This is a genomic window from Labilithrix sp., from assembly GCA_019637155.1.
In the GTDB taxonomy this organism is placed as follows: Bacteria; Myxococcota_A; Polyangia; order Polyangiales; family Polyangiaceae; genus Labilithrix.
Genome location: JAHBWE010000036.1, coordinates 23,454 through 34,064, shown reverse-complemented (window position 1 = coordinate 34,064; position 10,611 = coordinate 23,454). Strand labels below are relative to the sequence as shown.

Annotated in this window: 7 protein-coding genes; 4 read left to right on the top strand and 3 right to left on the bottom strand. The window is 68.1% G+C overall.

What is annotated here, in order from left to right:
* From KF837_44175 to KF837_44160, 4 genes are all read left to right on the top strand, one after another.
* Nucleotides 1–652 (top strand): hypothetical protein (locus KF837_44175; protein ID MBX3234371.1); only part of this gene is annotated, 652 nt, incomplete at its 5' end.
* Between the two features lie 10 nt (nt 653–662).
* Nucleotides 663–1,832, top strand: a complete 1,170-nt coding sequence (locus KF837_44170) for a hypothetical protein (protein ID MBX3234370.1) — start codon at nt 663–665, stop codon at nt 1,830–1,832.
* The gene (locus KF837_44165; protein MBX3234369.1) at nt 1,829–4,057 is read left to right on the top strand and encodes a hypothetical protein; all 2,229 of its coding nucleotides are present in this window, start codon (nt 1,829–1,831) and stop codon (nt 4,055–4,057) included. Before KF837_44170 ends, KF837_44165 begins: the two co-directional genes overlap by 4 nt.
* A complete protein-coding gene (locus KF837_44160; GenBank protein ID MBX3234368.1) occupies nt 4,054–5,721 on the top strand; it encodes a PEGA domain-containing protein in 1,668 nt (555 codons plus the stop codon). Before KF837_44165 ends, KF837_44160 begins: the two co-directional genes overlap by 4 nt.
* Before the next feature lie 144 nt (nt 5,722–5,865).
* Here KF837_44160 and KF837_44155 read toward each other — a convergent pair whose 3' ends face one another.
* From KF837_44155 to KF837_44145, 3 genes are all read right to left on the bottom strand, one after another.
* The gene (locus tag KF837_44155) at nt 5,866–9,546 is read right to left on the bottom strand and encodes an AAA family ATPase (GenBank protein ID MBX3234367.1); all 3,681 of its coding nucleotides are present in this window, start codon (nt 9,544–9,546) and stop codon (nt 5,866–5,868) included.
* A gap of 25 nt (nt 9,547–9,571) precedes the next feature.
* Complete coding sequence (locus tag KF837_44150; GenBank protein MBX3234366.1) at nt 9,572–10,183, bottom strand: response regulator transcription factor; 612 nt, start codon at nt 10,181–10,183, stop codon at nt 9,572–9,574.
* 69 nt (nt 10,184–10,252) lie between these two features.
* Complete coding sequence (locus KF837_44145) at nt 10,253–10,603, bottom strand: hypothetical protein (protein ID MBX3234365.1); 351 nt, start codon at nt 10,601–10,603, stop codon at nt 10,253–10,255.
* Nucleotides 10,604–10,611: the final 8 nt, after the last annotated feature.

Genomic DNA, 10,611 nt, shown 5'->3' with positions numbered 1-10,611 from the left:
CGCGCCTCCGCCCGCCCCGTCGCCCCCGCCGACGGAGCCCGACGCCGGCGTGATCGATCACGACCGCTTCGTCGGCCACCTCGCGGTCGGATACATGGGAATCTCTCAAATTCCGATCGGCGATGCCGGAATGGGCGGAACCATCAACGCTCCCGTCGTCGGAGCTCGATATTGGTTCAAGCGCGATATCGGGATCGACGGTGGGGTCGGATTCGCGTTTTCGAGCGGATCTTCGACGGATGGTGCTGGGCAGTCGCGCGACCTGCCGTCGCAATTCGGATTTGCGATTCACGCAGGGGTCCCTTTCAATCTGGGCTATGGCAAACACTACAAATTTCAAGTCGTCCCCGAGCTGAACCTCGGGCTCTCCACCGCGACGTTGAAGAGTGAGGGCAATCCGGACGTGTCGCTGAGCGGTCTTCGCTTCGACCTCGGCGCACGCGCCGGCGTGGAGATTCACTTCGGCTTCATCGGCGTGCCGGAGCTCGCGCTGCAGGCGAGCGTCGGCCTCTACCTCCGCCACGACTCGCGCAGCGCGACGCCGGCGGGCGGGGCATCGTCGGGCGAGAGTACGACCATCCTCGCGACCAGCGTTCAGAGCGATCCCTGGGCGCTCTTCTCGAACAACATCTCCGCGCTCTACTACTTCTGAGTACGGGGCGATGTACGCACGCTGGATCGCCCTCTTCGGTGCGCTCGCGACGGCGACGGCGAGCTCGCTCGCGCTCGCGGCGCCCGAGCCACCTGCGGCGTCCGCCGACGCAGGTGCCTCTCCTCCGGCCGCGCCGCTCGCCGAGGCGGCGGCGAAGCTGGCCGCGGCGCGAAGCGAGCTCGTGACGTTCGCCACGACGCGCATCGTCGCGGAGAAGGCCGTCCCGCGTGTGTCCGGCGCGGTCGATGCGGTTCGCGAGGCGACGGCGAAGATCGCCGCCCTCGAGCCGCGCGCCGCGGACCCGGGCGCGGCGGACGAGATCGCGGCTGCCGTCCGCGAGGCGAGCTCGGCCGCGGAGCTCGCCCACGCCGTCACGATGGATCCCGCGATGATCGACGTCGTGGCGGAGGAGCGGGAGCGAAAGGCTCGCGCGGCAGCCGAGGCGCGCGAGGCACAGCTCGTGCGAGCGGCCGCCGAACGCGCCGCGCAAGAGGCGGCGAGGCAGCAGGCTCTCGCCGACGCCGAGGCCGCAAAGGAGCGCGCCCGCATGGACGCCGAAGGAGCGAAGGCTGCGGCGGCGCAGCGCGCGCGGGAGCAGGCGGCCGCTTCGGCCGCGACCGCGGAGCAGCGGAAGGCGGCGTCACAGACGAAGCTCGCTGCCACGAGCCGGATCTTGACGGACGCAGAGGCGATCTTGTCGCCGGTGCGCAGCCTCGTCGCGCAGGCGCTCTCGGTCGCCAACCTGCCGGCTGCGGAGAAGGAGAAGGCGCAGCAGAGGCGCCAGCGCTCACAGGAGCTCTCCAATCGGATGAAGGACATTCAATCCCGCGCGGCGGCGGCGGCGCAGAGGGGGACGCCCGAGGGGCTCGCGGCGCTCACGCGAGCGGAGGCGGACGCGGTCGCGCTCCTCGCCGATGCAAAGGCGCTCGCCGGCTCCACCGCGCCCGCGACCGCGGAGCCGACGGCGGTGCCCTACTGCTCGATCGCGTTCAGCGCGCCCGGGCTCGAGGGCGCGACGCTCGCGGTGGACGGGGCGAAGCCGGTCGCGCTGCCGGCGAAGCTACGCCTCTCGAGCGGACGCCATTCCCTGGTCGTCGCTCGAGGCGCTCGCTCGCAACGAAGGAGCGAGCTGCTCGTCTGCGGACGTCTCGATGCCCTCCCCCTGGAGCTCCCGCGATGAATCGCTTCACCGTCTTCGTGTCGATCCTCTTCGGCGCCATGGCCACTGCGTGTGGTGGTGCCGACGTCGCGCGCGATCCGTCCGCGCTCGGTTCGCTCGCGAACGTGCAGTCCGTCGTCGTCGCGGCGGAGCTCGGTCCGCGCGTGTGCAAGCTCGAGTCGATCCCTGGCGCGGCCGCGCCCGACGGAGCAGCGGCGTGGTCGGCGCTCGATCCGACCGAATGGTCGGGCGAGACACTCACGGTGCTCGACGCGCGAGCGACGGCGGACCCCGGGAACGTCACTCGCGCGCTGCAGCTCCGCGACGCGCGCGGGGCGACACGCTGGGTTCGCAACCCCCCGGTCGCGACGCCGGCCGAGGCAGAGCGCGCCTGGAGCTGCGTCGTCGACGCGAACGTCGCCGGCCGCGCGGTGCGCCCCATCACCGCGACCAAGCTGCGGCTCGTGCCCGGCGCGGCGACGTGCGGGAGCCTTCAGCCGGCGATCGGCGACGCCGGTGACGTCACCTTCGAGCCATACGCGGTCGTGGGCCGTCGCCTTGCGCGGACCGAGACCGGCATCGGTCCCGTCACGGTCGTCGCCTCCGCCGACGGAGCGAGCGTGATCGCGCTGAGCCAGCGCGATCTCGACGCGTGCTTCGCGGCGACGCAGCGACCCGCGATCGACGCCGAGGAGCGAGAGCATCTCGGTGCGTGGCTCGCGGCGGGGGCCGGCGGCGCTGCGCCCACCACGCCGCTCGCGACGTACCTGCGGATCGCGGGCCTCGACGAGCGTGACTGCCTGGCCGAAGGCGTCGGGCCGACGCGCCACGACGAGTGCCGCGCCGCGGCGTTCGGCGCGGCGAAAGGCAAGTCCGATCGGCCGAGCGAGATCCGGCTCTTCCGCGAGCGCATCGCCGACGCGGTGCACGCGTACGGCGGCATCGTCGCGCCTGCCGCCGACCTCGCCGGCGTGAACGTGGTGGTCAAGGACGTGACGACGAGGGACGCCGCGCTCGCGAGCGCATTCCCGAAGGCGCTTCAAGCGAGCATGGCGGACTCGAGCGAGGTGCGCCGTCGCGCCGAGCGCGGATATCGGATCTTCCGCCCGAGCGACGTCGGACCGGGGAGCGTTCCGGGCGCGACGCTCGAGCTCGAGGTGTCGTATCCGATGCCGAAGGTCGAGACGTTCACGCAAGAACGGACGCAACGCCGGCTCCGCGGCAAAGTCGACGTCCCGAATCCCGCTTACGAGGATGCTGCGCGTCGCGTCGAGAGCGCGCGAGCTTCGGTCGCCTCGGCCGATCGCGAAGCGGGCCTCCTGCGGGCGCTGTTCAAGACGCCCCGCCCGCGCTGCGACGCCGCTCCCACCGCGTTCGCGTGCGACGGCGCCGTGCCGTCGCGGATCGGCGAGTCGCGCAGCAACGCGCGACGCGCGCGCCTGACGAAGGCGGAGTCCGTCGTCCCCGCGATCGCGCCGACGATCGCGCAGGACGACGTCGCGACCGTCGACTATCGAGCGAAGGTCTTCCGGCGTCGCGGCGAAGCTTCGGTCACGCTGAAGCTCACGCCCACCGACGCGCTCGCCGGTATTCCCGGCTTCCGTGTCACGCGGAAGGTCCCGTTCTCCGTCTCGGAGATCGACGTCGTCGCCGATCCGGCGCGGGGCGTCGAGGGGCGCTCCGGAAAACCGCCCATCGATGCGCACGTGGCGGCTGCGGTCGCGCGCGCCGTCTTCGCCGAGCTGACCGGCATCCTCGACGTCTGGATGATGCGGTCGACCGCGACGATCGACCCGAACGCCTTCGAGCGCGGGAGCAAGGCGCAGCTCGCGCTCGTCGCGCGTCACGCCGCTGCGAATCGTCGCGTCCGCCTCGTGTCCGACCTCATCGAGAATCGGCCGGCGGTGCTCGCGCGAGGAAAGCTCGAATACCCAATAACGATCAACGGGGCGCCGGGCGGTTGTCACACCGTCGTCGCGATGGCGCTCGAGCCCGGACACGACGTCGACCTGTCCATCCGCGCGCGCGCGACACGCGAGCTGATCGGACGGGACGCGCGCGCCGCCGCCGACGCGGCCCTCGATCTTTGCCCACTTGCGTCAGGTGCTTACGTGCTCGAAGTCTCCTTCAAAGGTGGTGGCTCGGTACCGGTCGCGATCGCTCTGTTCGACTCGACGTCGGGAGTGGCGGCCGACGTCGACTATGGCTCGGCGATGCCGGCGCGAATGGACCCCACCGCGCCATGACGCTCCGTCCTTCGAGCGCGGTTGGAGTCGCCATCCTCCTCACATCGAGGCTCACGCTCGCGCAAGGAGCAGCAGCTCCGAGCGACGCGGCGCGCCTCGGCGATCGGCTCTCGCGCCTGCACCTCTTCGACGAGGCCGCCGCCGAGTACAAGAAGGCGTTCGCCACGTCGCCGTCGGCGTCCCTCTTGCGGAAGCTCGCCGACTCGCAGCGTGCGGCCGGCGATCTCGCGGGCGCCTCGGACGCCTACGAGCGTCTCGCGGCAATGCCGGACGCATCGAAGGACGACCGGCAAGCGGCGGACAAGGGCATGCGCGCCGTGAGCGCGGAGTCCGGCCTCGTCGCGGTACGGTGCGAGGTGCAGCGCGCGCGCATCCTCGTCGACGGCCGACTCGTGGGCGAGACGCCGCTCGCCGGTCCGCTGCGCGTCGCGATCGGAAAGCATCAGGTGCGCGCGGAGAGCGATGGCTACGTAGCGTTCACTGCGACCGTCGACGTGACCATCGGCGCTACCGTCGCGGTCGACGCGGTGCTGCGTCCGATGGCTACGACCGGGACGGTTCAGATCACGGAGGCGAAGCAACGCGCCATCGCGCTCGCGATCGACGGGCGCGTGGTCGGGCAGACGCCGTACACCGCCGACCTTCCGCCGGGGAAGCACGTCTTCTCGCTCGCGGACCCGAAGATCGCGAGCCGTCCGGTCGAGGCGGAGATCGCGCTCGGCTCGCGCTCGGCGGTCGTGCTCGAAGGCAAGGCGCTCGTCGGCACGCTGCAGCTTCACGTCCAGCCGAGCACGGCGCGCCTCTCGGTCGATCGCGGCGCACCGAGCGCGGTCCCCCAGTCGATGGAGCTGCCGGTCGGCGTGCATCAGCTCCAGGCCTGGGCGCCCGGCTATCGCTCGGTGATGGATAGCGTGAACGTGTCGGGCGACGCGACGAACACGTGGATGATCAAGCTCGTCCCGGAGCGAGCGCAGGACCGCATAGATCCTACGCTCGCGGCGAAGGAGACACCGATCGACTCTTCGGGCGGCCATTTCGATCTCGACTTCACGGGCATGATCCCGCTCACCGCGGGGGCGCAGACGTGTCCGTCCGACGGGACGCGGCATACGTGCACCGACGGCGACGCGTTCGGTGGCGGCGCTCTCCTGCGCGGCGGCTACAACTTCGATCCGATCTCGCTCGACTTCACGGGCGTCTTCAGCGGTGCGACGACCTCGAACGGTGTCGACTACGCGGGCGGCGGCTCGGCGTCGGATCCGGCGGAGGCGCGCGTCGCGAACCAGCAGTCGTTCCGCACGGTGGAGGTGGGCGGCATCATCGGCGCCGGCGGCTCGATCTCCTCGCGCGGGAGCTTCTTCCGCGCCACCGCAGGCGCGAGCGGTGGCCTGTCGATCCGAAGCGTGACGTTCCTTCGCGAGGCGACGGGCGGGATCAGCGAGTCGAGCTCCTCGTCGGACGTCCTCTTCGCGCCGGCCGCGATCCTGCACGGCGGGATCATGCTCGGCTCGACCCCAGGCACGAAGTTCAGCCTCGGCGTCCTGATGATGATCGAGGCCCTGAGCTACCAGTCGGAGCCCACCGCGACTGCGCGCTCGTACCAGGTTCTCGACGGCGTGAAGGTGCAGGTCGGCCCCTCCATCGGTATGCGCTGGGGGAACTGACCTTCAGAACTTCCATAGAGCGTCGTCGGACCGACATCGAGAGGAGATCTCCGCCGTCACGATGAAGTCAGTCGCGTCCGCCGGGACGTTTGATTCGTACGCATGTCGTCGTCGGTGCTCCGCGTGGGCGCGAGCAAGCCGTTCTCAACCGATCCTTCGCTCGAGGAAGAGCGTACTCCCGCGCGCGACGTCGAGAACGCGAGCTCGTGCGCGTGCCTCGATGCGCGCCTGCGTCGCTTCTTCCGGCTTCGCGTCCAGATCGAGCAAGTCGGCGTGTAGGCGATATATCTCCGATGCGATGTAGCGATCGAGGATGTTGGCCTCTCGCATCAACCCGAGCAATTCATTGAGCGCTGCGCGGGCCTTCTCGAGCGGATAAGCGCTTGCCTCCGAGCCGGCAAGTTGATGCGCGGCATCGAGACATCCTTCTACGAAGAACGACGTATAGAGGGGGACGCCGACGCGCATTCTCGGTGGATCGCCGCGCCAGCGTGACAGATGGCGCGACGCGGCATTGACCAGCTCCGCTATCGCCGAAGCCGAGACCGCTGACGCACGGCAGGTCGAGCGGAGCTCGAGAAGCGAGCTGTGGAGTTGACACAGGGTCACATGATGCATTGCGGGCAGGTCGGAGTCGAGGACGACATCGCAGCGCCAGCGCGCGGCGTCCCAATCGTGAGCGACCATAGCAAGAGCCGAGCCCCAGCAGCACGTGCTGACATAGGCGAGAGAGCTCTTCTCGTGCGAAGCCTCTTCGGTGGTTTGATGTTCCCACGCCGCGGCAACATTTCCTTCGAGGAGCTCTACCCAAGCGAGGAACATTCTCGGGATGAGAATCGGCTCAGGGACGGGAAATGTGCGTAGCACTGGCAAGAGCGGCGCTTGCATCGCCAATGCCCTCTCGAGCTCGTCACGAGCCCGGACAGGATAGCCAGCATAGACGCTGGCGACGCCACGCATGCTCTCGAGCAAGTACCGATTCACGTCGGCGAGGGGAGAGGTCTCGTCGAGCTGCGCTCCGAGCCAACCGAGCTTGGCGGAGAGCACATCTGCCGATCCGGTCGAGAGATCCTCTGTGAGACTGATGAACGTGCTCGACCAGTCGAGGGGCTGTGCGGAGACGGTCGCGAGCTCGCGGATCCGCACGTTGTTCGCATTTACTTCATCAGAGGCCCAATTGGTGACCAGGGCTAGCATGGGGGAGTACTCTCGCCTCACTTCGAGCTCGACGGCGTCGCTCCAGGTCTCCGCCGGTGCGTGCGCGATGAGTCGAAGGGCGGCCTCGAAGTGCTGACCGGCGACGACGGGCGCGAAGCTCGCGACGGCGCGCCGCCCGGCGGCGAGCCATCCTCGAACGGCGCGCTGTCGGTCACCGGCAGCCTCGCACTGGAAGGCGAGGATCTCTGGGTGCTCGCTCTCCCAGTGGGGGAACTGCATATCGATCTTTGCCAGGATTGCCCGATGGTTCTCAAGGCGCGTTGCATCGTCCTGCGCCTCATAGATCGCATCGCGCGTCAACGAATGGCGGAACGCGTAGACCTGTCGGTCTCCAAAACGCGCACCGTGGAGCAAGCCTTCGCGCGCAAGGACCTCGATGTGCGAGTGCAGCTCAACGACCGACACGTTGGCGAATGCGAGGAGAACGCTCTCATCGATCTCGTTTCCGACCGAGGCAGCGAGCTGCGCGATGCGGCGCGTGCCCGAGCCGAGATCCTGGAATCGTTCTTGGATCGCGTCGGCAAAGGTCGTGGGAATGCGCTGCAAATCAAGCGCGATTGCTGCCGATGCCCCTGCCATCACGCGTGTCGATACGAATTGCGTCAGCTCCTCGACGAGGAGCGGAATGCCGGCCGCTCGATCGATGATGGCTCGCGCTACTCGCGGCGGTAGCACCCAGTCGCCAGCAGCGGCTTCGGCGAGGAGCGCCGCCTCCGCGGATGAGAGTGGACCGAGATCGTGCCGCGTGAAGGTACTCTCGGGAAGATGCCGCAAGAGCGAAACGGGTCGACTCGTACAAAGGAGGAATAGCTGCCGCTCTCTCGTATGCGACCCAAGACGTGCGAGGACGTCGAGCGAAGAAGTATCGAGCCAGAAGACATCCTCCACCACGAGTAGGCTCGTGTTCGACGCCAAGATTTCGGCGAGGAACGAGGCGAGGTGGTTGGCGGCGAAGGAGTGTCGTTCGTAGGAAGCGATATGCGCAAGGAGCTTGTCGTCGTCGGGCGTCTGCACGCCGAGGAGCTGGGCGACGACCGCAACCATCGCGGGGCTCCCCGACGGCAGCGCGGTGACACAGTCGGCGATTGCCGCGCGCGACGTCCCGTGTTCGGCTCGGACCTCGGGGAGCTCGCGTAGGAGGCGGGCGAATGTCGCGAAGGCGGTGGAGCGTGTTTGTTCTGTCCCGCGCGCGAACACTATTCGTGCTGCGGTGGTCTCCGCGAGGAACGCGCGAAGCAAGCGCGATTTCCCGGACCCGGGGGGACCGAGGATCAGGACACCCGGGGAAGGCGACGATGCCGCGTCGAAGGCGTGTCGCTCCGCCTCGCGTAGCCGTGCGAGCACGTCCGCGCGACCGACGAGCGGTGACGAGACCATCGCGCCGCGTGCCTCCCAGTCGAGCGGTTCTTGCAGTTGGTAGAGGACGCGATCGTCTGGTTCGGTGGAGAGAGGCGACAAGCGGAAGGTGCGCGCGAGCGCGCGATGTGCGACCGGAGTGACGAGCGCAACGCCCGGTCGGGCACTCCGAGCAGTTTCCAGTGCCCGGTCGACGGCCGGCCCAGCGATCACGGGGCCGTTGGGTTGATCGAGCACGGCGACCTTTCCGACGTCGATCCCGGCGGAAGGGCGAGCGAAGGCCAACTCGGCAGCGAGGTTGGCTGCTGCGGCCGCGTTGTCGCCATGAACCCGCGGGTATCCCATGCAGACGAGGGCTTCGAGCGCACTAGGCCATGCGACATGCGCGTGGTATCGCGCAGCGACTTCGTCGACGTGCCGATGCCATTCGACGACTCGGTCCGCCACTTCTTCCAGGCTCCCTGCGGGCGGCGGGATGCGCAGCGCCAGGGCCGCAATATGACGGATCTGGAAGTTCGCCGTTGCCGAAGAGGCAGATCGAGTTTCGATCCGCGACGAGATCGCAGTGAGCTCGGCCTCGATATCGCGCGCGGTCGGAGGATCGCGCGATTCGAGCAGACGCTCGACGAGCTCCGACAGCTCGATCGGAATATCGGGAACGAGCTCCGCGAGAGGGCTCGCATCCAGGCGCGGCGATCGTCCCGACACGAGCTCATACGCGAGCGCTCCGAACGCCCGGATGTCGGCGTTTGGAGTCGAGTCCTCCTCGCTGCGCATCGCCGTGCCGAAGTTTGCGAGCTTCGTTTGACCTTCGCGCGTGACGAGGACGTTCGCGAGCTCGAGCGCGCCGTGAACGATGCCCTGTCGGTGTGCGTCCTCGAGCCCGCGCGCGATCGCGCGCAGATGCTCGATGGCGCGGTCGAGTGGAGGTCGCTCGCTCGGGCAGAGCACCGCGAGCGATTGGCCGTCCACGTATTCCGTAATGATGTGGTCGCCTTCTTCGCTGCTCACGAAGTCATAGACCTGAACGACGTTGGAGTGTGACAGGCGGGCGTTGAGGCGCGCTTCCAATTCGAGGCGTTGACGCCGTTCCTGGGACGCGATGAGGTCGATACGAAGGCGCTTGATCGCGACCGGCCGGTCGAGCTTCTCGTCGTGACCCGCGAGCATCTCACCGAGGCCGGTGGCATGCAGCGAGCCCAACACTCGGTAGCGGCCGATGCGAGCGGGAATGGGGATCAGCGGGGGCAACGAGCACTCCACATGGGCAGCGAGACTACCTCATGAACCTCGACGAGCGGAGGTCGTGAAGGGCCCGAGCCTTGGCAATGAGGCGAGAGCGGCTGTCGACGCCTGCTTTCTGAAGGAGTGCCGTCACGTGGACCTCGACTGTTCGCGGTGACATTCCCAGAAGCACCGCGATCTCCTTGTTGGCGAGCCCCTCGAGGACGTGTCGAAGGACCATCGCCTGTCGGCTGGTCGGTTGCCAGAGCGTTGCCGCCATCCGTAGGGTCTCGCTCGTGTCGTCGGCGAAGGGCTCGGCCAACAGAACGATGTGCTGAGCGGTTCCTGTCGTCGAGAGATGTCGGCGGTTGACGCGCAGCCTTCCAATCGGCGTTTCGACCATCGTCTGACAGCTCTCCTCCACGAGGCGGAGGAGCTCACATCCCGCGCGGTCGAGCAGTTCGCAGCCGGCATCGTTGGTCGCGAGGAGCTCGTTGCGACCGTCGAGAACGAAGACGGCTCCTCGCGCGCACTCCAGCAGGAAGGCGACGAGCTCCGCGGTCACGTGATCCTCGAGCAAGCTCGGGGGCACGATGCGGACACCGCTCTCGTCGCGGGGGCGAAGAGTCGGGCGACGAGCTTGCGCAGAGTGCGTTGGAGTCATCGACGTTGAGCATTGGGTATGACCGATTGGCGCTCGATTATCGATTTCAACCGCTTTCTCCCACCGGGTTCACCACCGACTGCGAAACTGCCAGCGGCCGAAATCGAACTCCTTGCTCGAGCCGCCCGCACTATCGATGTCGATGAACCGATCCGCGTCGATCGGGTCAATCGAGGCGTGAACCAGCAGCGCGTAGCTGACCGCCTGCCCTCCGCTGAACCACCAACGTACGACGATGGGGTTCGTCTCCTCGGCGAGTTCGGCGCCTATGGCGGACCACACCTCACCATCCCGAATCAGCTCGACCCGGAAGTTTGACAGATTTGGGAGATGGATTTCATCGGTGCCTGCTGAGCGCGCATGCCACGACGCACCGAAACGATGACGAACACTACAGGCGAGTACGACGTTTTCTTTCATGTCCCGGA